Raw genomic sequence first — 24471 nt, forward strand, 5'->3', positions numbered from 1 at the left:
TGAACCAACCGCTGGTGTACCGGTTGTGGCGTCAGCTGCACTGCCGGGTAGCTATGTTGGGACGAGATAAGCGCTGAAAGCATCTAAGCGCGAAACTCACCTCAAGATGAGACTTCCATTAAGGGACGTCAGAGATGATGACGTTGATAGGCTGCAGGTGTACAGGCAGAAATGTCAAAGCTGAGCAGTACTAATTACCCGAACGCTTCAATGGGGGTGGCTTTGCAAAAGAGCCATCCCCGCACAACGAAACCGATCAAGACTATGTGCTTGCTCGTCTCACTGCAGATCTTTATTGACGCTACTCTTTTTTCAGATATGTCAAAGACATTAGGTCTAAGTCGGAAGGACTTGGATAATAATCTTAAGGTGACTATAGCGGCGGGGATCACCTCTTCCCATTCCGAACAGAGAAGTTAAGACCACCAGCGCTGATGGTACTGGGATAACACCTGGGAGAGTAAGTCGTTGCCTTTCTTTTTACAAACTAAGCCTTTGGAAATCTTCCAAAGGCTTTTTTCTTTTTATGCCTGCCTATCATATCTTCTCGATACCGCTCAATATCCATCGACCAAAGCCTGAAAACCTATGCTAATGGACTATATCTGAACTGATCCGAAGATCAGAACGATTGAGAGTAGATTCAATCAAATGCACTAAATAAAAGCAACCGCCTTAGAGGATAACATCATCCGAGGTGATCACTGGAATCGTAGAGTATTTCTGAAATATTTTATTATGGTAGTGTACATCTCCGAAAGTAGTTGTAAAAAAATAATCAATATCTGTTAAAGAACTTATCAGATATACTATACGGGAAACTTGATGATAAACTCACTACCTTTTCCTGATTCGGATATTAATTCGATGTCGCCTTTTAAACGGTCAACTAATATTTTTACTATTGCAAGGCCTAACCCGTTCGAAGTCTCTCCAGCAGTAGGACGTGCGCTTAGCTTCTTGAATTTTTGAAAGAGATGTATCTTGTCTTTTTCAGAGAAACCCGGTCCTTGATCTTTCACTGAAATCCAGAAATGTGAATTGGATCGCCCCGCAGAAACATCTATAGCTGAATTCTTCTTAGAGAACTTGATAGCATTAGAAATAAGATTGTCAACAATACGATGCAAGTATGCCGCATCTATACTGATCTCTTCATTTACAATACGGCTGATGTGCAGATGTATACTCTTAGATTCAGCAGACGGATTGAACGATTCGATCTTATCGGACATAAACCTGCTGATATCAAAGGTTGAGTAGTTTGGCTCCGCATTTTCTTCGAGCATGTGTACATCTAACAAGTCTTTTATAAGATCCAACCCTGCCTGAGTTGCATCTTTTGTCATTTGCACATAGCCTCTATTATCTTCATTTAGCGTTCCTTCCATTTCCATGAGGTCCGCTATACCTTTAATTCGATTGAGCGGAGATTTCAAATCGTGTGCTACAATACTCATTAAAGTATCTTTTTCATGATTCAGATCAGAGAGCTCTTGGTTTCTGCGAGAGAGTTTTTCATTTTGCTCAACGATCTCAGCACGCTGATTCTGAATGAACTGATTTTGTTGCGCCAGCTTCTCATTAATCTCTCTGCGCTTTTTACCATTGCGCCATTGCACCAAGCCAAGTATACTAACAAAGGCTATGATAACGATCAATACAATGTTCTGAAGCTTTTGTTGCTGAATGATCGCTTCATTTGTTTCGTGATTGGCCTTTAATAATTTATTCTCCTGTTCTTTTCGCTGTATCTCAATTTCAAATTGCAGTCGTTCTACTTGTCTGGTCAGGTCAAGATCTTTAATGGAATCTTTCAGAATCAAATAGTGATTATGATTTTGAAGTCCTCCTATTTTATCGTGCTGCTTTTCTGATAACTTCCAGAGCCAGTAGTAAGCTTCCATCTTAGATGACAGATCGTTGGAGCGTGCCGCCATCTCCAACGCCATATTCAAATACCTTTTTGTTTCCGCTAATTCATTTTTAGCAAACTTGATCTGCCCCATGGTAATGTAGGCTTGTGGTAACATGCGCACAGTATTCTTTTTAAGTATAACAGCCAGGCCTTCCATACAGATGGCTTCGGCTTCGCGCAGTAAGCCTTTACTCAGATAACTTTCCGATATATAGGTTTTGATGTCAGCCAGGTTGATCTCATCATTTATAATGCGGCCGGCAGAATCAGCCAGATGCAGATAATGCAAGGCTTTATCATGTTGATCGATCTCTTGCGCCATTCTACCCAGTTGCCCGAGTGCCGACATTATATCGCGGGTGTTGTGAAGTGTTAGTCTAATCTTATAAGCCTTCAGATAATTGCTTTCTGCCTTAATATAATCATGTTGTAATTTATAGAGCGCAGCAAGGCTCTGATAGGTATAAGCTAATCCGGAAGGGTCGTTGATTGCTTCAAATAACGATAAAGCCCGGATGAAATATTCATACGATCGAGAAAGAAGTCCCTGTTCAAAGAATAATCGACCGAGGTTGTTGTTGGTGTGTGCTATCTGTGCAGAGTCTTTTTGATCTACCGAAACACGAAGTGCTTCATCAAAAGATTCAAAAGCGCTTATACGGTCGCCTTTATAGTTATAGGCAACGCCTATAAAATTCAGTGATTCTGCTAAGCCTTTAGATAGATTTAACTTTCTGCCGAGTGTAAGAGCTTTTTTCGAGTAAAGAATTGTGCTGTCAGGTGAGGCCCAGCGGTATTCCCAGGCCAGGTCATTAAGTAATTCAAATCTGCGTTTGTCTTCTGCTGATTGCTTTATACTTGCTTTCAGACTATCAATTAACCGAATATTTTGAGAGTAGGAAGATGTCCAGCACAACAGGATACAGGAAAGGATAATGACTGTTTTATTCACTACAGCTAGGGGCTTTATGAATAGAAAGATTGGAATAAAGTTACTATTTCCCAAACGTAAAGTGTAAACAGAAAAGGATTAGTCCTCTTCTACAAAATTCAGATCACGGCCGTATGTTTCATCAATCAATCGAAAAGCCAGCAATGCCACAATAATAGTAAAGATACCAACGATCAGCGCACCATAGATCATACCAGTGCTTTTAGCCTGAACATCGCCAAATGATGGTGTGTAGTGTTCATGTATACTGTCGCGAAGAAATTTGAACAGTAATGTAAGAGGTATAACTGTACCGCGAATAAAATTAGGAACTGATGTAGCCACTGTCGAGCGCAGGTTTGTGCCAAACTGCTCTGCAGCTATAGTTACAAATAATGCCCAATAACCAATGCCACATCCCAGTATAAAACACATGAAGTAAAAGAAGTCTGCGTCTCTTACTGGCATAAAGAGATAGGTCACTATAAATGCAAGCGTGAGCAAAATGGAAACTAAAACTACTTTCTTTCGTGTTTTCAGCAACTGACTGGCAAATCCGCTGATGATATCGCCTACGGCGAGGCCTATATAGCTATACATGATAGCATTTCCGGTAAGTATAGTTCCGTTGATGGACAATGCAGCAGCAAACTCAGGCGAGAAGGTTACCAGTATACCAATGGTATACCATATAGGTAATCCTATAAATATACAGCCGATGAATTTGATAAAGCGCGACTTCTTTTTGAACAACTGAAGAAAATCACCGCGTACAATTTTTTGTTCTTTGGTTCGCAGAAATACACTTGATTCAAGAACACTTACGCGTGCTATCAACAATAATAATCCCATGGCGCCTCCAACGAAATAGGAGATTTGCCACGATTCGAAAGAGCCTGCTGTTAATTTGATCTGCGATACTAAATTTCCAACAACAGCACCCATCAATCCTACCGTTGCAATAATGGTTGTTCCATAGCCGCGAAGGTTAGGTGGTAATGATTCTGAAACAAGTGTAACACCGGCACCAAGTTCACCGGCTAGACCTATACCTGCTATAAATCGGAGTACTACATATTGATCAACAGAGGTAACAAATCCATTGGCAATGTTGGCCAGTGAGTATAGTATGATCGATCCAAACAACACAGACAATCGTCCGCGCTTGTCTCCCATAATTCCCCAGATAATTCCACCTACCAGTAAGCCTGCCATCTGTATGCGCAGTAAATGTTCGCCCTGGTTGAGTAATTGGTCTTCCGGCACTCCGAGTGAAATGAGACTCGGTTTCCTTACAATGCTGAAAAGAAGCAGATCGTATATATCTACGAAATATCCGAGTGCAGCAACAATTACCGGAAGACTCCAGAGCGGTTTGAATTTATTCTCAGACATATATACTCTACTTCTTTTCTATAATATAGTATAAGATCGGTCCAACGATGGGAAGTAAAACAATCAAAACAACCCACAATGCTTTTTTGTTATTGGATTTATTACTGCGCACTACATCTACTATAGCCAGTATATCAATAACCAGGATCAGTAAAGAAATGAGCCTTCCCATATATAGTATTAATTGTTTTCGAGAATACGGAACAGTTCATCCAGGTTTGGTGTGATGATGATTTCCGTTCTTCTGTTCTTTTGTTTATTCAAATCTGTATCATTGGCAGCCAGTGGCATAAACTCTCCGCGACCCGATGCTGTAACTTGCTTGGGTGATACACCTGCCTTTGTCAATATCCTGGTGATAGATGTAGCACGCATCACACTCAGATCCCAGTTGTCCTGCATATACTGCGACTTCTTCGAGATAGGAACATTGTCAGTATGACCTTCCACCATAATGTTTATATCCTTTTGATCTTTTATAGCTTTAGCCAGTTGTTGTAAAGCCGTTACTCCTTTAGTATCTACATCTATACTGCCGGAACCGAAGAGTAATTGTTCGGCAAGCGAAACATATACTTTGCCGTTCTTTACCTTCACTGTAATGTCGTTCTCTTTAAAATTCAGGAGCGCGTTGCTGATCTTGGTCTTCAGGTCTTGCACAGCTTTATCTTTACTGGCCAATACCTGCTCCAGTTCTTTTACTTTCTTTTCACGTTCTGCTAAACTATTGCTGAGTGAATCATTCTCTTTGCGCGTCTTCTCCAGGTTTTGTTGTATTGCCAGGAGTTGTTCTTGTTGCTGAACTAGATCGCGCGTCTGTTTGCCACTGCTTGTTACCAGGTTCTTATAGTTGTTGTTCAACTTGCTGTGTTCTTTCTCGAGTTCAGCCAGGCGCTGACTTTTATTTCGTTTTTCAATTCCGAGACTGGTGGTGTCTTCTTTTAGTTTCTTGAGTACTTGCGATAAAGAGTCGAGGTTCAAATTCGCTTTGTCTAGTTGTGCAGAGCGGTCTGCAAGGTCTGCTTCGGTGCGTATCTTCTGTGCCAGCAGTTCGTCATACTTTTTCTTGCTGACAATACACGATGAAAAAATGAGACAGATAAAAAATGGAAGTAATAGATGCTTCTTCATGGTTAGCGTAGAAATTCAAAAAATAGAGACCCAAATTAATAATTATTATTTACTTACAACCATCCGCAGCACGATTGTGTCTAAATGCTCAAATCTGAAATTGAAAAATTTCGGAACCTTCCTGAACCTGTTCTCCGTAAAAGGAGCTATCGAAATTTTTAGCGGTTACCTGAAACTAATTTTTTCTTAATAAAACCCTTATATGATGATCACTAAAAGACTGTTCTCGGCCGCAGCCCTGGCCACTGTTATTGGATTTGCCTCGTGCGATAATGATGATGCGACAGACAATAACAATGCATCGAAAGAAGATGCCAAAGCATCCATTGCTTCGTTTAATGCAAGCGCCAAAACGGATCTGCAAAATCTCTCAAACACAGAAGGACTGAAGACCATTCGGAATTTATTTGATCTTGTAGACACAGATGATCCTTTCGGAAGACAGGCTGCAGATCGTAACAAACTCAGACACTATTTCAAACAAAAAGGTAATGATCTGAAGAAGATATTTCGTACAAACGAAGCGGACCGCATTGCTGAAGAATCCTTTAACTTCGAAGATAACCTCGGTATATATACCTGGAATCCTTCAGTTGGTGAAGCTGGTGAATTTGAACGCACCGGTGATGCTGAAGTGATTGAAATACATTTTCCTACCGAAGGATCGGAATCCAACAATGCTCTTCTTACCCTCAAGGGATATAGCGAGAAGGAATTTTTTGATGAAGAATCACAGGAGACCTATTATGAACCTACACTCCTTAACGCTGATCTATATGCCGATGATGTAAAAGTAGCATCCGTTTACCTGGAAGCAGCATGGAACGATGAAGGCTTCCCGTTATCAGCATCGCTCGTGCTTAGTGTAAGTCCCTATAAACTGGATATAGAGTTTGATGATAGTGCTGCTACATCATCCTATATCAATATATCGTTGTTGCAAAATCAACAGACATTGATCGGTGCAGTCACAACCCTGAAGTATAAGGACAGTTCGAAGTCGGAAGAAAGTCTGACGCGTGTTGAAGGTTATCTGCAATTTAAAAATCTTAAGGTACAAGGTCTTATCAACGGAGAAGAGTTGAATAAACAGGAGATCAACTGGAATAATGTAGTTCAGGCTGCACTATATGATGGTGATAAAAAGCTTGGCGATATTATTCATGTAGATGAGAATGGTGCCTACGTGCCATACCTGCAATATACCGATGGGTCGAAAGAAAAACTCGAAACCGTTCTTCAGCCTGTAGTAGATGAGCTTGAAAATCTGAAAGATGATTTTGAAAGCAATAGCTAATCTATAGTAATGGGATAATTGAAGGAGCTGCACAACAGCTCCTTTTTTATTTTCTTTTTTGAATGACTGTTAGGAAAGATATACTTATTCACTACATTCATTCATCTAAAAATAACCAACGTCATGGAAGGAATGTTAAAACCAGGAAGCTTAAAAGATAAAACAATTATTATTACCGGTGGCGGTACAGGACTCGGCCGGTCGATGGGTAAATATTTTTTGGAACTCGGTGCTAACCTGGTCATCACCAGTCGCAAAAAAGAAGTACTGGATAAAACAGCCGATGAGCTGATGAAAGAGACCGGTGGCAAAGTGTTAACCGTATCGTGCGATATACGCAAGTACGAAGAGATCGAAAATCTTATTAAAACAACTGAAGCGCAGTTCGGACAGATACATGGTGTGTTGAATAATGCAGCCGGAAATTTTATTAGTCCAACGGAGCGCCTATCGCACCGCGCGTTTGATATTGTAGTAGATATAGTATTGAAAGGAACATACTATACTACACTGGCAGCCGGCAAGAACTGGATCGAGAAAAAACAACCCGGTGTATTTTTAAATATAGTAACAACCTATGCATGGACGGGCTCAGGTTATGTAGTGCCTTCGGCTTGTGGTAAGGCGGGTGTGCTGGCATTAACAAGATCGCTTGCAGTAGAATGGGCAAAGTATAAAATAAGAAGCAATGCTATAGCACCGGGACCTTTCCCTACAGAAGGTGCATGGAGCCGTTTGTTGCCGGGCGATCTCGTACAAAAATTTGATCCTGCTCAACGCGTTCCACTGAAACGTGTTGGCGACCACCAAGAGCTTGCAAACCTTGCGGCCTATTTGATGTCGGATTATTCTGCATATGTAAACGGTGAAGTGATTACCATCGATGGTGGCGAGTGGCTGCGCAACGGAGGAGAATTCAGTCACCTGGAAACGATACCCGAGCCGATGTGGGATGCATTGGAGAAAATGCGTGGTAAATAACCTCGCTGTTCTTTCCTGAAATATATCCTGCTATAGATGCGAAGTGATTTGTATTTTTGGGCATGGATCGGTTACAGAAAGAATTATCCAAGAGGTTAAAGGCGCGTGAAGAAGAAGGATTGCTGCGTACGCTGAAGCATACTTCGGGGTTGATTGATTTTACTTCGAATGATTACCTCGGACTGGCGCGTTCAGAAGATTTGTTTAACGCAATCCATCAAAAACTGAATACACTTCCCGCCAGGAGTAACGGAGCTACGGGTTCGCGGCTGCTGGCGGGTAACAATTCCTACTACGAAGAAGTAGAGTCAACACTTGCCGGTATATTTCATGCACAGGCTGCATTGATCTTTAACTCCGGCTATAGCGCCAACCTGGCCGTGCTCTCATCGTTACCTCAACGCGGTGATACTATACTATACGATGAGTTGGCACATGCGTGCATCAAAGATGGTACGCGGCTAAGTATGGCGAAGCGCTTCAGTTTTCGTCATAATGACCTGAACGATCTGGAAGCAAAACTAAAACGCTCAGAAGGAAATATCTTCATTGCTGTAGAGTCGATATACTCCATGGATGGCGATGCTTGCCCCTTACAGGAATTAATAACACTTGCTGAAAAATACAATGCCTTTATTATTGTAGACGAAGCGCATAGCACAGGCGTTACGGGAGAGAAAGGAAGTGGCCTGGCAGTGTCGCTGAATGTTCATGATCGTATTGCGGTGCGTATATATACCTTTGGCAAAGCCATGGGGATACATGGTGCCTGTGTAACAGGCTCTGATGAACTTCGGAATTACCTCATCAATTTTGCAAGACCTTTTATCTATACTACAGCATTGCCTCCGCATAGTGTTGTAGCTATTGATTGTGCGTTTCGTTATCTGCAGGAAAATATACAGACACAGGAACAACTGAAGAAGAATATACAATTATACCTGCACGCTACACGCGACCTGCCAAACAAAACCATCAGTGCGAGTGCTATTCAAACCGCAGTATATCCCGGCAATGATCATGTGCGCAGTGTAGCCCACGCGTTGCAACAGAAAGGTTTTGATGTGAGGCCTATACTTTCGCCTACTGTACCCAAAGGCACCGAGCGGTTGCGTATTTGTCTCCACGCTTTTAATACGGCACAGCAAATTGAAGAACTGTCTGTTGTGTTAAGATCGATGGAGACAGTCGGGCATTCATAATTTACGCTTAACTTTCCGCATGAATTATTTTGTAACGGCTATTGATACCGACAGTGGTAAAACATTTGTCTCCGCTATACTCTGTGAGGCACTGCAGGCTGATTATTGGAAACCCGTTCAGGCGGGATTACCTCGTGATGCTGACACGGTAAAAAAACTGATCAGCACGGATGCTATAATTTTTCCGGAAGCCTATTTGTTGAACACACCGGCATCGCCACACGCAGCCGCTGCGTTAGATGGTGTTACAATCTCTCTGCAGGCATTTCAAAAACCGGCTACTAAAAAAGATCTGGTAATAGAAGGTGCTGGAGGTTGTCTTGTTCCGCTGAATGATAATGACTTTGTGATTGATATAGCATCTAAAGTAGCAGATGCTGTTGTATTGGTGGCCGACCTATACCTTGGCAGTATCAATCATACTTTGCTTACGGTAGAAGCACTGAAGAAAAGAGACTTGCCTGTAAAGGGAATTATATTCAACGGTCAATCAAATCCTGAGAGCGAGCGGATCATTCTGCGTCATTCCGGATTGCGTTGCCTGTTACATATACCGCGGGAGGAAACAATCGATAAAGAAACTGTGAAGCGTTATGCTCGCCTGCTAAATGAAAACTGGAATGGATAATTTAAATCTGAAAGAACTCGATAAAAAAAATATATGGCATCCGTTTACGCCACTGGTTGGCGGAGTGGAGCCTGTTATGATTACTGCTGCAGAAGGAGTATATCTGCATACAGACGATGGACGGAAGATCATTGATGCGGTATCATCATGGTGGGTAAATATACATGGACATAGTAATCAAACTATAGCGAAAGCTGTAGCCGAGCAGGCCGGGAAACTTGAGCACGTGATCTTTGCCGGATTTACACATGAGCCCGCTATTCGGTTATCCAAGAATTTACTTTCCATTTTACCACCTAACCAATCGCGTATATTTTTTTCTGACAATGGCAGCACAGCTGTAGAAGTTGGATTGAAGATGGCACTTCAGTATTGGTATAATCAAGGTATACCGCGCAAAAAGATTATTGCTATAGATGGCGCCTATCATGGCGATACGTTTGGTTCTATGTCGGTAGGAGAGCGTGGTATATTTACCAATCCGTTCCAGTCGCATTTGTTCGAAACTATATTTATTGATTTTCCGGAAGCTGGTCGCGAAGAACATATACTGGAACAATTTTGTGAATTGATAGAAGATGGCGATGTAGCAGCTTTTATTTATGAGCCACTTGTGCAAGGAGCTGGAGGTATGCGCATGTACTCGGCATCTCTTCTCAACGACTTGTTAACAGAAGCACAGGCGAATGATGTGATCTGTATAGCTGATGAAGTACTGACAGGCTTTGGCCGTACAGGGAAATATTTCGCTTCCGATTATTGTCTGGTTAAGCCCGACATCATGGCACTGTCGAAAGGTATAACAGGAGGAACTATGCCGTTGGGTGTAACTACGTGTTCTGATAAAATACAGGAAGCCTTTCAGACGGACGATTTTCTGAAGACGTTTTTTCACGGGCATTCCTATACGGCCAATCCTATAGCCTGTGCTGCGGCTAACGCCAGCTTCAATCTCCTGGTTGCTGAAGAATGCCAGCAGAATATACAACGTATCGCCAGTCAACATCGTGCTTTTGCCAGCGAACTGCTGCATCACAACGCAGTAGCTACTGTGCGATCGCTTGGTACGTTTCTCGCCCTCGAGATCAAGACGGATACGAAGACTTCTTATGAGAATGAGATTCGCAAGATGATCTATCCGTTCTTTATGGAGAGAAATGTTTTACTGCGTCCGTTGGGAAACATTATTTACATTCTTCCTCCATACGTTATTACCAATGAACAACTGCAGGAAGTATATACGGTAATCCGTGCGTTTCTGGATATGCTGGAGAGATAACGCAAGAGAAGTATATATAGCATTGTCATCCTATCAGGAAGTATTGGGATAAACGAAACCGGAACCTCATCGTTCCGGTTTCGTATTTATACGAGACTTTAGTAAGTTCGAATATGCGATTTATATACCTGCTTCTTTTTTGCCCGGTGCTTTCAATGGCGCAACCCATTACGGCTGCTCAGCAAAAAGCATTGAATGCCTATGTTGATTATGCTAATCAATCTGCCAGCGAAGTAAACAGAGTGGTGCAGTCAATAGTGGCGTACTATCCTTCGTTGCAACAGCAACGTTCATGGGGCGCACCAAGGTATACTTGCCCGGTGCAACTGGATGATTACTATTATACCATAGCAATAAATCTCGGTAAGAATCTATCACCTGTACTTAGCAGTAAATTGAAAGATTTGCGTGCGGTTGCGGAAAAGATCGATGGGCAATGTAAAGCGCTGGATACCTACCACAAGCTCGAAGACTATAAGCAGGATAATTTTGCAAAGGCAGGAGAGATGATTCGTGCTTTGCCACAATTGCTGCGCGACTATCAGCAGAAACAGCGTGCATTGCAGAAAGAATTAGAATCGGTATATAGTAAAATGCAACCATCTTCGGCAGCCTATAGAACTGCGGATAATTTTATGCGGAACGAAATTTTGCATCAGCGAAATATGCTGGATGCCTGGACGATGAATTTGCAGGAAGATATACATACCGGATGGCCAGTAGATAAATTAGAACAAACTATACTTGAAACCGATCAGCAGATAACGGCTATGCAGAAAATGAAACCTGCGTTGAAGTATCCTGCCTCCAGTATGTGGAATTCTTTTCAGGGTAATCTGGCTGCCGTACTGGAGATACAGCGAAGCGGATTAAACGACTATAACTTTGAAGCGCGCAAATCAGACAAACATAGTAATGATGTATACCTCGACCTGATCAATTACTTGAATGGTACACTTACTTCTGATTATAACAGTTTCATCCAGTTTGCTACGAACGATGGCTATTATGGATTGAAAATGATACAGTACTTTCCGCTCTTTGAAATTCGTTCGGAGCCGGCTTCATCTGCTATACAGACTAAACCCTTTGTAGATATTCCTCGCATACCCGTATCGATAGCGCCACAGAAAACTTCCTTGTCGAAATTGCAATATGAAGCCTTGTTGAACTATATAGCATATATCAACGAAACATGGTGGCAAACACGAAATCTTCAATCCACACTGGAGAACTTCAGTTCAAGCGCAGCGTACTTCAAAACATTGGAATCATACGAGAAGCACGGTCCCTTACACTTCGATTATAAAGACTTTCATATACCGAAAGCAGAATATCAAAAAGCGATTGCCGATAGCAAGAATTTACCTCCGGCTGTAGCAAAAGCTATAAATGATCAGGCGGAAGTATTACTGCGCATCCTTACAGAACTGGATGAACTTAGTGCATTCATAGCCGTAACGGTGAGCGAACGTGCATACGAGAAAGATCATGTAGCGGGTATATATACTGCGCTGGAACGTCTGAAAATTTTATTCAGTGAATGGGATAAACGCAAGGAACTGCTATACCAGGATGTGCGAAGTGTGTTTGATGCTTATCCTGCAGCTAACCCATCCAGCTCGTGGTATATTTCCGGTCGTGTACTACGCAATCTTGCCCAGTTAGATCACGATGCATTGTTTCAGGCAAAGGCTTATTATACTGGCGACAGCACTATTGTAATTTCTACAACTGCTATAGATGCAGCAGTGCGTGATGTGATAGCGAAAGAGTATGATAATATGAAAGGCATCCAGAAGATCGGTCGTAGCAATGGACTTTGTCCTTATACACCGTACGAAGATCTGCCGGAAACATCTCGTTCGCTGAGTGAAGCATTAAAGGAGTTGAAACCAGCAAATGCATCACGGTATGAACATCCCTATCATAGAATGGTATATCATTACAATGACATTGTAGATGACTATAATAAATTTTGCGAGCTGTCAACATCGGTGCAACATCTGCCAACGATACATCAGCCCGAATTATTTTTCATCAGGTATCCCCAGGCAGTGTCTTCGAATAAAGAAACGGGTAACCCTGCCGTTGTAAAGAAGCAGGAGCAACCGCCTGTAACACAACCGCAGCAACAACAACCTGCAACGAAAAATACATCCACTGTTGGAGTGCAGCACGATACAGTATATATCGTAAAGCGCGACACCGTATATATACCGGCTGCCGGAGAAGACCTTCATTCCATGGAAGGCTATGCGCTCAATAATATGATCTTGTTGCTGGATGTTTCCGGTTCTATGAATACACCCGACAAACTTCCGCTATTAAAGAATGCTGTATTAAGTATGATTGCCATGATGCGCCCGGAAGATAAAGTATCGATCATCGCATTTTCGGATAAACCCAAAGTGCTGCTCGAATCCGTTTCATTTAAAGATGAAGCGAAGATTAGTAAAGCTATTAACAACCTGAAGTCGGCCGGTAAAACAGATGGTAACGCAGGACTAAAGCTTGCCTATAAAACAGCTGACGAAAACTATATCCGGGGTGGAAACAATCGTATTGTGTTAGCAACAGACGGTGAGTTTGCTACTGCGGAAGAGACGTTGCAACTGATCCGTCAATTTTCCGGTGAAGATATATTTCTCACCATCTTCAATTTTGGTAAAGGCACGGGCTCATCCAAAACATTAGAGGGCCTGGCCACACAGGGTAAAGGAAACTATGCACATATTACCAGGGAAAATGTAGAGCTGAACCTGATACGCGAAGCGAAGGCAAAACGGATTAACCGCTAAACGTTATCCGTTAATAGTTACACGTTATCCGTATTGCTAATAACGATTAACGTATAACCAATAACGATTAACTACTTATAGAGTTTGCTATAGTATTCATCTGCCATTCGTCCTGAGTCGAAGAACGGCAGAACATCTTTCATACTCGTTTTCACAATGGAGAGCCAGCGTGCAGGGTCTTCGTAATACATCGGTATAATTTCTTTCTCCAGCAGATCGAGTAATGCGTTTGCTTCGATCTTATCTTTTGATTCTGGAGTTAACTGGTCGTTTGCTGTATCGATAATAAAAGCATTCTTGCCATGCTTGGAAAATTCAGGCACCCAGCCATCAGGAATGGAAACATTCACCGAACCATTCATCGCGGCCGTCATACCCGATGTACCCGATGCTTCATGATATAGCCTCGGGTTATTCAGCCACAAGTCAGAGCCTTTTTTCAAATGGCCAGACAGCCAAAGTTCATAGCCTGTTACAACGGTACAGTTAGGTAAATCGCGTGTCTTCCAGTATATCTCGTTAAAGATGTTGATCGCACCATAATCTTCCGGGTAAGGTTTACCGGCCCAGATAATTTGTATAGGATATTTCGTGTTCTGCGCTATACGCAGAAAGCGATTATAGTCTGCCATCAACAGGTTGGCGCGCTTGTAAGCTGCAAAGCGTCTGGCCCATACCAGCGTGAGTATATTTTCATCAAACAGTTTGCCGGTTTGATTGGCTACTGTGCGAAAGAGTTTATATTTCAATTCTTTTTTGCGTTTGATCAGCGCCTGGTCATCTTCTTTTTCAAGAGCTTCCCCTAAGCCTTCGTCCAGCCAGTATGTTTTATTCTGCGCGTTGGTAATAGCTGTAATCTCGCATATACCTTTGTAACCGCCCCACATCTTCCTGGATACTTCACCGTGCAATTGCGATACGCCATTGGCGCGTTTCGAAAGACGCAGTGCCGTGAGGGTATAATTCAATACACCATTTTCCGGATGTACATATTCATCCACTTGCTTCATGGTAAGTCCATTGAAGAAGCTCATGCTGTTGAGCAGCGGAAGGCTGTGTTCTTCATTGCCTGCTTTCTCGGGAGTATGCGTAGTAAATACTACACGCTTCTTTACTTCGTCCAGACTTTTATATTTATCCAGCAGGTAAAAGCACATTGGCAGAGCGTGCCCTTCGTTCATGTGGTATATCTCCGTTTCGCGTCCCAGTATATCCAGCAGCTTCGCGCCTCCTATACCGAGAAGTATAGATTGTGCTATACGGGTTGTTTCGTTGGGATCGTACAAGCGATGACTGATCGTTTGTGCGAGGTAATCATTCTCCTGTATATCGGTAGAAAGTAAAAACAACGGGGCGGTATGAAATACGTTGGGCTTGAGTAAATATACTTTTACAAATACACGCGAACCGTGAATAGTAATCGGGTAAACAATGTTTGTATCAGTGAGGAAGAAATAATCTTTATCGCGGAAATTTACCCGCAGTGTCTGGTCCTGGTTTCGTTCCTGATCGTAGTATCCTTTCTTCCAAAGTATACCAATGCCGATCATGTTTTGTTTTAGCTCATAGGCACTGCGCAGGTGTGAGCCCGCCAGGAAACCCAATCCGCCACTATAGATTTTCAGTGGTTGATCGACCGCGAACTCCATGGAGAAATAGGCTACAGGCTTGGAATATTTCTTGTCGAATTGATAGGGGAATAATTCGTTTAGTTTGATCATAGGGGTGGTTCGGTAAAACGAAGTACAAACTAATAAAACGGATTGGATAGAGATTCAGAAATCTGAATAAAGAACTTACAAGAGTTTGCTGCAAACGATTGTAAATGTTTTGCTAAATTTCCTGTCAGTTAAAAAATTAAGTGAGGATGCTGCGCGCGATGATAACTGCCCGAACGTTGTCTGAAGTAGGACGAAGCTTCATTTTATTTGCCCGGCTGGTTCTCTATATTACAACACGCTAACAGTTGATGCCATTGAAAAAGTCTTCCAGGAAAATACTGATGCGCGTTTTTGTAGCGATGATCCCGCTGCTTATCCTGTTTGGTATACTGGTATATGCAAAACTGTATGGATTTAAGCGTGCATTATCAGACCTGGTAGAGTCTAAAACGGACGGGCTATACGCACTCTCCATCGGGCATTCTTCCATCGATATGGTGGAACTCACCTTTACACTGAAAGATGTTGTGATCCGCAGAACATCGGCAGCACCCGCACGCGGCATCCGTCAGGTGAGCATTCCCTATATGAAGCTAAAATTTGGCTCGCTCGCTTCCATGTCGATGGTGCGGCAATTTGATATTCAGAACCTGATCATTGATGAGCCGCAGATTGAAATTGAAGCAGCACAACAACGTGCTGTTGTAGTAAAGCCTACCAGTACCAATCTCACCTATCAAATGGTAAAGCTATACCCGGCAATCGAATCATTGCTGGGGCGATTTGATATAGAAGCACTTTCGATCCGCAGGGCTACCGTTGGCATGAATAACCTGGCAAAAACATCTATACGGTTAGGGTTGATCGATCTGCTGGTTGAGCATTGGAACATTCAGCGCCTTACAGCCAACAGTCAGCTGCAGTTGAAAGTGGGCGGACAACAACTGGCTTTTCCGAAAGCTTCACTGAATTTTTCGGGCATTGAATTTAATTTCAAAAAACATCACCTGCTTTTTTCTGATTTCAGATTTGCCTCGCTGGATACAGTATCGCAGTCGCGCGTGGAAGTATCCGGCAGATCGCTGCTTTTGCAAAAGCTCGACTATAAAGCGCTCTATGAGAATCAGCGGTATGCTATAAAACGTGCCGAGCTGGATCATCCTAATGTTATAGCGGAGTTTAAACTCAAGCGTGATACAACCAGGATCAAAGATCGCGATTTGCTCACACGCATTCTCAAGCAGGCGATAGGTGAATGTTCTGTTGATAGCACTGTGATTCGTGACGCGCGTGTACACCTGATTGTGCAGAAGGACCGCGACTCTGTAAAGATCGATCTGCCCCATGTTAACTTCAATGTATATGCCTTTAAAGTTGTGCGCGACAGCAGCACCTTCCAGGTAGGTGGACTGGAAGTAGGATTGGATCGCACTGCTATAGCACTCCGCAGAAATTTCTCTTTCAACTGCGATGCTATATTGTTTGATAAATATCGCGACCTCACAATTACCGATGTGGTGCTATACGATTCGGCAACACAGAAAACCATTGCTCGCTGCGGCAAACTAAAACTGAAATATTTTAACCTGTTGATGTTTTTGTTTGACAAGAAATTTCATGCCGATGAATTAAGTCTTGAGGATGCCGATATACACATCACTCCCGAACGTATTAAGCAGCGCTCGCAGCGCAAAGATGATGTGAGCGATATCAGGGTACGATCGCTCTCCCTGCGAAATGTAAATATAAACTATGCCGATTCTGTAAGAACGATTCGGGTGAGCAAGCTCTCCGTAAGTGCGGATAATCTGAAACAGGATGTAGCCGGTAATTTTCAGTATCACATCGACAACATCCATTTTTATAATGCCTATATCAAAAACATACGAAAGCATTTTGAGTCGAAGCTGAAAGATATAGACTTCAATGGGCAATCATTTCATGCTACTATAATCGAAGTAAATAAAGACAGTCTTCATGTTCGCGCTACGGATATCAGCGCCCGCAAGGATGGTGCAGAACCTATTCAAAGAAACTATAAACACTGGCAGGTGCTGCAGGTAAAAAATCTGGAGATGGAAGGTATACTTCCGCGACATACCGGTAATAAACTCGAAAGTATAGAGCACGCACTCGAGTTGGGTGTGATTGATGAAGTTCAGGTTAACCGACTCAATATGTCGCTACGCAAGGGTAATAAGAGTATAGCTTGCACCGGTAAAGATATAGTATTGAAAAATGTTACGTCACAAGATGATAAGTTCAGATTGGAATCGGTGCGAGGTCAATTTTCTTCCGTGAATTTCTCTATGCCGCAGACAACACTGTCTGCCAATCAGGTGAATGTAAATTACCCGGATCGGATATCGGTAAAAGATATACGGTTTGTGAAGGATCATGTAAATGTTCAGTCAGCGCAGCTTGTGTTGGAGACAATAGAACCAAAAGAACACTATTGGTCGATCGGAAGTATACGTACACGTTTTACCGGAATAGATCTTGATAGTAATACCTTGTTTCATTGTGATAGCACGGTAATGCTACACGCAGAGCTGGCTACTGACGATATGCCATCCGTTAACCGACTCGAAGTATATAATCCGTTGCTCCGGTTATCGGAAAGAAATGCTCCTAAAGCAAAAGCATCCGAAGGTAAAGACGTATCCTTTGCCATGGTAAAGCATTTTGTTTTTCATCCGGGAGTTATACAGTGGAACAACAATAAAGCAATCTCTTTTGGAAAACTCGAAGGTGACATTCGTCAGGGTATATTGAATTGTGCTTTTGTTCGCTCCGAAACACCACGCATGCAGATAGAAGTATATGATGTGGTATTGAAAGACAATACACTCCGCATGGACTCAGTGGTATTTGATCCGAAAGAAGAATGGATCACCTCGAATCAATTTGAAGAAGATGTAATAAGAGCAAGTTTTCATGGAATTGTGCTGAAAGGTTTTTCTACAGAAGATCTTGTAGAGTCGCACATCATGAACCATGTAGCAGTGTCAGTAAATCGTTTCTCTTTTGATATACATCGTGATAAACGCATGCCTGATCTTCCGCACAAGGAAAAGCCTGTTACACTCGAACAAATGTTGAAGCTTCCGCACTTTGTAAATCTTAGTTCGGTTGATCTGAAAAAAGGAAAGCTTCGCTATACCGAGGTATCGGAAAAAACAGAAAATGCCGGTGTAGTGATGCTGGATGATATTGCAGCTGCGGGTAAATTCAATGCAAACAGAACGCTTGTGTTACATGCAACTGCCAAGCTATACGATGAGGGCAACCTGGATATGCAATACGAATCACTCGATACAGCCTCGTTTAACCTGAAGGTGCATGTAAAAGATCTTAACCTTGTTAAACTCAATCGCGCGCTTGTGCCATTGCTTTCGGTGCAGGTGCGATCGGGCTACTTAAAAGATTATGATTTGCAAATAACCGCTAATGCAGAAGAAGCAAACGGTACAGCCATCATCAGTTACGACAATTTGCACCTGGAAATACTGAACCGCAACGAACCTGATAAAAAAACACTGGGCAGTGAATTGCTCACTATACTTGCAGATGGTATTATTGTGAAGAACAGCAAAGAGAATGCAATAGCTTCTGTAACCCAGTCGCGGATAAAGCATAAAGCAATTTTCAATTACTGGGTTAAATCAGCTCTTCAGGGAGCGATGGGCGGAGTAAAGCGTGGCAAGAATAGAAAGCTGAGAGTATAATGGGTTAAGCCAAAGGGATGCGCGGAGAGGAACTAAAACATATTACGCGATTTGATAGCAGTCTGATCCGGGCGCTTGTAAACTTGTTTACAAGTCATGCGCAAATTGCTTTTGTGCTGGTTTCTGCAACATATCTCATCAATGGTTTTAGTCTTCCTTCTGTAGAAAAGAATGTGATCATTTTAGCATCCGCTATATATCTGGTGCTGGTATATATATACCTTGGCGTTACGAACCACACGTTCGTTTTCACTGATCAGACATTGGAAGTAGAGAACAGATTATTATTCTTTCGGATGCGCCAGTCATTTCCGTTGCGCCAAATAAAGCAGGTTTTGTTTCGCCATGACTGGACGGAGACTGCCGGAAAGGAAATCAAGATTGGTATTTTTAGAACAGCAGTTCGCTGGACGATGCATTTGTTTTTTCCATTCGACTATAAATGGATTGAAATTACTACAACGCGTTCGTTTCGCTTTTACTGCTTCGGCCTCGATTACGATTACTTTGACAATGAAGGTCCGTTATTCGAAGATCTTTTCAAGGCATTAAAATCGAGAGGTATTCGTGTAGGCTGGACTAATAAAAAATACTCACCTTATTATGATGGACTTTGGACATCAACTGAATTGAAAGCTCCCGATAAAAATCAATCGCCTAAATATTTCAGCAAGCCCTGAAGAGAATTGAATTGTTGTCCATTCCCATTCCATGAAAGAGCGTTCGTATTACCTTCAATAACAATGGTTATATCAGCAGGAGAGGAGGTAACAACGAAGCCGCTTCGTTCCAGTGCATTCTTTGTCCATAAATATTCAGCGCCTTCACCGGTAAGCTGGATGCTCTTATCGCGATGCGCTTGTTGCGTTACTTTGCCGGTCTTGAGATCGAATCCTTTAAATTGAAAGATGTCATCAAAGGCACCATTCAATACAAGGTCTTCCGGTATACCGGTTATGATATTCTTGCTTCGTCCTGTGAGCCAGATATAGTCTGCTGTCTGCAGAGCAAGATCCAGTTCGTGTGTAGCTACTAAAATAGCGCGATGAGTTTGTCGGGCTAAATCGCGCAGCAGGCGCATAATTTCTACACGATTGTTCAGATCAAGATGAGCCGTGGGCTCATCGAGCAAAATGATAGGAGTGGTCTGTGTCAAGGCACGTGCTATCATTGCCAACTGGAGTTGACCATCACTTAACTGATATAGTTTTTTGTGAATTAATGGTTGGATGTGTACTTGTCGGATCGCTTCATCAATGATGTTCTTGTCTTCTTCGCGAAGGCGTATGCTCCAATCAAGATAGGGATAGCGACCAAAGGTGATCAATTCGTATACGGACATATTGGACGATACAACTTTGTCGGTAAGTACAACAGCAATCTGCTGATGGAGATTTGTACCGAGACGAATTGTACCCTTCAATGCTTTCTGAAGTCCGGCCAGTGTTCGGATCAATGTAGATTTACCTATACCATTTGGGCCCATAAAACAAACCAGCTCACCCTGGCAGAGTGAAAGATTCAGATTCTCAAACAACGCTTTATCGGAGCCATGATGGCCCACAGCCAGACCGTTGGTTTCGAGTAATATTTTCTTGGAGGTCTGGCTCATGGATTTATTCTTGAATGGCGCATAATGACTCCAATCACCACCGGGGCTCCTATGAGCGCGGTGATGGCATTGATCGGCAACACCTGCGTACTGCCCGGGAGTTGTGAAAGTATATCACAGAATAACATTAATACAGCTCCTCCCATCATCACCATCGGAATTAGAATTTTATGATTCGTAGTGGGGATAAGTAATTTTACCAGGTGTGGAACAGCTAATCCAACGAAAGCTATAGGTCCGCAAAATGCTGTTACCCCTCCCGTTAGTATACTCGCGGAAAGAATGATCCAGAATCGTGAACGTTTGATATTTATACCAATGCTCAGTGCATAATTATCCCCCAGCATCCATGCATTTAACGATTTGGATGTACCCAGCGCGATTGCTGCACCAGCAAATAAAACTATACCGAGCACCGTTAACTCACGCCAGTTTAATCCACCCAGACTTCCGAAGGTCCAGATCAGGTAAGTTTGCATTTCTTCCGCCCGACTGATATACTGTAATACACTGACAACAGAAGAAGTGCCCGCGCCAATCATAAGTCCTATAATCAGCAGCGAAACATTGTCGCGAAGTTTACGAGAGATTGCCAGCATGATCAGAAAAACAGCAGTACATCCCATCGATGCAGCGATGGCCACTGTCCACGGACTGGGTGTTGTGAGAAATGGAAGACCAGCTGCCTGACTCATAAAGATTAGTGCTACGGCTAAGCTGGCACCGGAGCTAAGTCCCAGTACATCCGGACCAGCGAGTGCATTTCTGAAAAGTGTCTGCATCTGAAGGCCCGCCAATGCCAGGGCTCCGCCAGCCAGCACACACGTCAACGCTTTTGTGATTCTGAAATTCCAGACAATGTCTTTCCAAACGGGTTCCGAGCTTTCATGACCAGTCAGAATAGAAATGATTTCCCGAAAAGGAATATGCACACTGCCCAGTGAAAGATTGAGACCGAACAACAGGATCAATAAGAATGGAAGAAACGGCCAGCGGTTATTATTCATGAGAATCCTGTATTTCCTACCCGAATTGGATGATAATTCAGTCCCCAAAATTAAATTTTGTTTTGATTTCGATCGCATAATAATGCTCAGAATATGGTAAGGGGCTGTGTAGTAAAATTCCTTTATGGCTATATTTTTCGGTTAAATTCAATATAAAATTCTGACATCGGTGATTAAACTAATAGAAAATACTATTTCTGAGGTATATAGTGTTTTGAGCGAATTGGAGGACTTATGGGATAAATCCGTATTCATGAGCGTATTGCTGTCAGATTTCCTGAAAATTTTGAAACCCACATTTGGTAACTACCCTTTAGTTCCTATCTTTGCAGTCCTTTTTGCAGAAAGAGTCTAAAGCAGTGTGTGCCGAGGACGCAAAAAGTCCTGAAAAACAAGCATTAAAAGGTTTCAACCATGCCTGGCATTATAGGAAAGAAAATAGGAATGACTAGCATATTCGGCCCCGATGGCGAGAATATAGCATGCACAGTGATCGAGGCTGGTCCCTGTGTCGTAACGCAGGTCAAGAGCGAAGGAACAGACGGTTATCGTGCTGTGCAACTTGCTTTTGGTGAGAAAAAAGAAAAGAACACTACGAAGGCGGCTATAGGCCACTTCAAGAAAGCGAACACAACTCCGAAGAGAGATGTAGCTGAGTTCCGTGATTTCAAAACAGAGTTTGACGGTTTGGTCGAGCTTGGCAAAGAGATCTGTATTCAGGACATCTTCGTTGAAGGTGATTTCATTGATGCCATTGGTACCTCCAAAGGTCGTGGTTTTCAAGGTGTTGTAAAGCGTCACAACTTTGCCGGTGTAGGCGGGCAAACTCACGGACAGCACAACAGACTTCGTGCTCCTGGTTCTATGGGTAACGCTTCATTTGCATCACGTGTACCAAAAGGCAAGCGTCTTGCTGGCCGCATGGGTAACGATCGCGTAAAACTTACCAACCTTCAGGTGGTAAAGATCATAGCAGATCAGAATCTGATCGTAATTAGTGGCTCTCTTCCTGGAGCTAAAAACTCAACTGTAATCCTTCAGAAATAATGGAAGTAGCAGTATTAAATAACAGTGGTAAATCAACCTCTAAGAAAGTTACTCTTTCTGCTGATGTGTTTGGTATTGAGCCGAACGACCACGCAATTTACCTCGATGTAAAAAGCTTCCTGGCCAATCAACGTCAAGGTACTCACAAGTCGAAGCAGCGTAACGAAATCTCTGGTTCTTCTAAAAAACTGAAGAAACAGAAAGGTACCGGAGGCGCTCGTGCGGGTAACATTAAGAACCCTCAATTCAAAGGTGGTGGTCGTGTTTTCGGTCCTACACCTCGCGACTATTCTTTCAAACTGAATAAGAAAGTTAAAGACCTGGCTCGTAAGTCAGCTCTGTCTTATAAAGCAAAAGATAATTCAATTGCTGTTCTTGAAGACTTTTCATTTGAGTCACCAAAGACCAAGCAATTCCTTTCATTGCTGAATGCTCTTTCTTTGAGCGATAAGAAAACGCTTCTCGTTCTTCCTGAAACTAACAAGAACATCGTTCTGTCCGGAAGAAATATCCAGAACACAAAAGTTACTACGGCTGATCAGATCAACACATACGATGTGATGAATGCTGATAACGTGATCTTTGTAGAGAGCTCAGTATCTAAAATTGAGAACCTATTAAATAAAGCATAATGAGTATCCTGAAGCAACCATTAGTAACGGAGAAAGTTTCCGCTTTGAACGAAAAAGGCAAATACGGTTTCATCGTTGATGCTGATGCGAACAAGGTTGAGATCAAGAAGGCCGTTGAGAAACAGTATGGTGTAAACGTTGAGAAAGTAAATACAATCAACGTAATGGGTAAAAAGAAAACCCGCTATACCAAAACAGGTATCCTTTCAGGTCGCAGACCCGGCTACAAAAAAGCTGTTGTGACCCTGGCACAAGGCGAAGTAATTGATTTTTATAGCAACGTATAATTTTTGAACGATGGCGTTGAAGAAATTAAAACCAGTAACAGCAGGTACGCGTCATAGACTCGCGCCTTCATTCGATGACATTACTGCATCGAAGCCTGAAAAGTCACTGGTAAAAACGGTAAAGAAATCAGGCGGTAGAAATAGCAATGGTCGTATGACTATGCGCTATATCGGTGGAGGTCATAAGCAAAAGATCCGTGAGATCGACTTTAAACGTAACAAGACTGGTGTTCCTGCTACGGTGAAGTCAATCGAGTACGATCCAACACGCTCTGCCCGTATCGCTCTTTTATATTACGTAGATGGTTCCAAGTCTTATATAATTGCTCCGGAAGGATTGAAAGTAGGACAGCAACTTGTATCAGGTGCTGATGTAGCTCCTGAAATCGGTAATGCTCTTCCACTTGCTAAAATTCCTCTCGGTACTATTGTACACAATGTGGAAATGAAGCCAGGCAAAGGTGGTGCTATAGCACGCTCAGCTGGTTCATTTGTTCAGTTGCTTGCTCGTGAAAACGGTTTGGCAACATTGAAAATGCCTTCAGGTGAAATGCGTAACGTACTCGATGTTTGCATGGCAACCATCGGTGCTACATCAAACGCTGATCACATGAATGAGAGCGTAGGTAAGGCAGGTCGCAGCCGTTGGAGAGGTATTCGTCCTCGCACACGTGCTGTTGCAATGAACCCTGTTGATCACCCGATGGGTGGTGGTGAAGGTCGTGCGTCAGGAGGTCACCCTCGTTCACGCAAAGGTCTTTACACAAAGGGTAAGAAGACTCGCCATCCGAAAAAGTATTCTGATAATTTAATTATATCTAGAAGGAAAAAATAATGGGACGCTCGATTAAGAAGGGACCGTATTGTGACTTCCGTCTTCTCAAGAAAGTAGAAGCAATGGAAAAATCAGGCAAGAAGTCTGTTATTAAGACTT

At 42.6% G+C, this 24471-nt stretch carries 19 protein-coding genes and 2 rRNA genes; 14 read left to right on the forward strand and 7 right to left on the reverse strand.

Features of this window, described 5'->3' with window-relative positions; all coding sequences use genetic code 11:
- Together VIN08_RS22420 and rrf are read left to right on the forward strand one after the other, a co-directional pair.
- Positions 1–215, forward strand: a 23S ribosomal RNA gene (locus VIN08_RS22420); the annotation flags it as partial.
- Positions 216–365: 150 nt separating this feature from the next.
- Positions 366–477 (forward strand): 5S ribosomal RNA (rrf, locus tag VIN08_RS22425).
- A 332-nt stretch (positions 478–809) separates the two neighbouring features.
- On the opposite strand, the gene VIN08_RS22430 is transcribed toward rrf, so the two are convergent.
- The 4 genes from VIN08_RS22430 to VIN08_RS22445 form a co-directional block, all read right to left on the reverse strand.
- Positions 810–2870 carry a tetratricopeptide repeat-containing sensor histidine kinase gene (locus VIN08_RS22430; RefSeq protein ID WP_331970078.1) on the reverse strand — a complete coding sequence of 687 codons (2061 nt, stop codon included), beginning with the start codon at positions 2868–2870 and terminating at the stop codon, positions 810–812.
- A 78-nt stretch (positions 2871–2948) separates the two neighbouring features.
- Positions 2949–4244, reverse strand: a complete 1296-nt coding sequence (locus tag VIN08_RS22435; RefSeq protein ID WP_331970080.1) for an MFS transporter — start codon at positions 4242–4244, stop codon at positions 2949–2951.
- Positions 4245–4251: 7 nt separating this feature from the next.
- Complete coding sequence (locus tag VIN08_RS22440; RefSeq protein ID WP_331970082.1) at positions 4252–4416, reverse strand: PLD nuclease N-terminal domain-containing protein; 165 nt, start codon at positions 4414–4416, stop codon at positions 4252–4254.
- Positions 4417–4424: 8 nt separating this feature from the next.
- A complete protein-coding gene (locus VIN08_RS22445) occupies positions 4425–5375 on the reverse strand; it encodes an OmpA family protein (RefSeq protein ID WP_331970084.1) in 951 nt (316 codons plus the stop codon).
- Positions 5376–5577: 202 nt separating this feature from the next.
- On the opposite strand from VIN08_RS22445, the gene VIN08_RS22450 reads away from it, so the two are divergent.
- The 6 genes from VIN08_RS22450 to VIN08_RS22475 all read left to right on the forward strand — a co-directional run bounded on the left by VIN08_RS22450 (position 5578) and on the right by VIN08_RS22475 (position 13563).
- A complete protein-coding gene (locus VIN08_RS22450; RefSeq protein WP_331970086.1) occupies positions 5578–6672 on the forward strand; it encodes a hypothetical protein in 1095 nt (364 codons plus the stop codon).
- 123 nt (positions 6673–6795) lie between these two features.
- A complete protein-coding gene (locus VIN08_RS22455) occupies positions 6796–7653 on the forward strand; it encodes an SDR family oxidoreductase (protein ID WP_331970089.1) in 858 nt (285 codons plus the stop codon).
- A gap of 62 nt (positions 7654–7715) precedes the next feature.
- Complete coding sequence (locus VIN08_RS22460; protein ID WP_331970090.1) at positions 7716–8855, forward strand: 8-amino-7-oxononanoate synthase; 1140 nt, start codon at positions 7716–7718, stop codon at positions 8853–8855.
- A 19-nt stretch (positions 8856–8874) separates the two neighbouring features.
- Positions 8875–9483, forward strand: a complete 609-nt coding sequence (gene bioD / locus VIN08_RS22465; protein WP_331970093.1) for a dethiobiotin synthase — start codon at positions 8875–8877, stop codon at positions 9481–9483.
- Complete coding sequence (gene bioA / locus VIN08_RS22470) at positions 9476–10762, forward strand: adenosylmethionine--8-amino-7-oxononanoate transaminase (RefSeq protein ID WP_331970096.1); 1287 nt, start codon at positions 9476–9478, stop codon at positions 10760–10762. The genes bioD and bioA overlap by 8 nt, the downstream gene beginning before the upstream one ends.
- Positions 10763–10875: 113 nt before the next feature.
- Positions 10876–13563 (forward strand): vWA domain-containing protein, encoded by a 2688-nt coding sequence (locus VIN08_RS22475; protein WP_331970099.1) that lies wholly within the window; start codon positions 10876–10878, stop codon positions 13561–13563.
- Positions 13564–13634: 71 nt separating this feature from the next.
- Here the strand turns inward: VIN08_RS22475 and glgP are convergent, their stop codons facing one another.
- Entirely contained in the window at positions 13635–15284 is a 1650-nt protein-coding gene (gene glgP, locus VIN08_RS22480; protein ID WP_331970102.1) for an alpha-glucan family phosphorylase, read from the reverse strand.
- A gap of 248 nt (positions 15285–15532) precedes the next feature.
- Here glgP and VIN08_RS22485 point away from each other — a divergent pair, with 248 nt between their 5' ends.
- Both VIN08_RS22485 and VIN08_RS22490 read left to right on the forward strand, forming a co-directional pair.
- Positions 15533–18952 (forward strand): hypothetical protein, encoded by a 3420-nt coding sequence (locus VIN08_RS22485; RefSeq protein WP_331970105.1) that lies wholly within the window; start codon positions 15533–15535, stop codon positions 18950–18952.
- A 17-nt stretch (positions 18953–18969) separates the two neighbouring features.
- Complete coding sequence (locus VIN08_RS22490) at positions 18970–19632, forward strand: hypothetical protein (protein ID WP_331970107.1); 663 nt, start codon at positions 18970–18972, stop codon at positions 19630–19632.
- On the opposite strand, the gene VIN08_RS22495 is transcribed toward VIN08_RS22490, so the two are convergent.
- Both VIN08_RS22495 and VIN08_RS22500 read right to left on the reverse strand, forming a co-directional pair.
- Complete coding sequence (locus VIN08_RS22495) at positions 19602–20564, reverse strand: ABC transporter ATP-binding protein (protein WP_331970109.1); 963 nt, start codon at positions 20562–20564, stop codon at positions 19602–19604. The genes VIN08_RS22490 and VIN08_RS22495 overlap by 31 nt on opposite strands.
- Positions 20561–21571 (reverse strand): iron ABC transporter permease, encoded by a 1011-nt coding sequence (locus tag VIN08_RS22500; protein ID WP_331970112.1) that lies wholly within the window; start codon positions 21569–21571, stop codon positions 20561–20563. The genes VIN08_RS22495 and VIN08_RS22500 overlap by 4 nt, the downstream gene beginning before the upstream one ends.
- A gap of 414 nt (positions 21572–21985) precedes the next feature.
- Here VIN08_RS22500 and rplC point away from each other — a divergent pair, with 414 nt between their 5' ends.
- The 4 genes from rplC to rplB are packed head-to-tail and all read left to right on the forward strand — an operon-like array spanning position 21986 to position 24372.
- A complete protein-coding gene (gene rplC, locus VIN08_RS22505; RefSeq protein WP_331970115.1) occupies positions 21986–22618 on the forward strand; it encodes a 50S ribosomal protein L3 in 633 nt (210 codons plus the stop codon).
- Entirely contained in the window at positions 22618–23250 is a 633-nt protein-coding gene (gene rplD, locus VIN08_RS22510) for a 50S ribosomal protein L4 (protein ID WP_331970117.1), read from the forward strand. Before rplC ends, rplD begins: the two co-directional genes overlap by 1 nt.
- The gene (rplW, locus tag VIN08_RS22515) at positions 23250–23537 is read left to right on the forward strand and encodes a 50S ribosomal protein L23 (RefSeq protein WP_331970120.1); all 288 of its coding nucleotides are present in this window, start codon (positions 23250–23252) and stop codon (positions 23535–23537) included. The genes rplD and rplW overlap by 1 nt, the downstream gene beginning before the upstream one ends.
- A 10-nt stretch (positions 23538–23547) precedes the next feature.
- Positions 23548–24372 carry a 50S ribosomal protein L2 gene (gene rplB / locus VIN08_RS22520; protein ID WP_331970123.1) on the forward strand — a complete coding sequence of 275 codons (825 nt, stop codon included), beginning with the start codon at positions 23548–23550 and terminating at the stop codon, positions 24370–24372.
- Positions 24373–24471 lie beyond the last annotated feature (99 nt).

The organism is Ohtaekwangia sp. (assembly GCF_036568665.1).
In the GTDB taxonomy this organism is placed as follows: Bacteria; Bacteroidota; Bacteroidia; order Cytophagales; family Cyclobacteriaceae; genus Ohtaekwangia.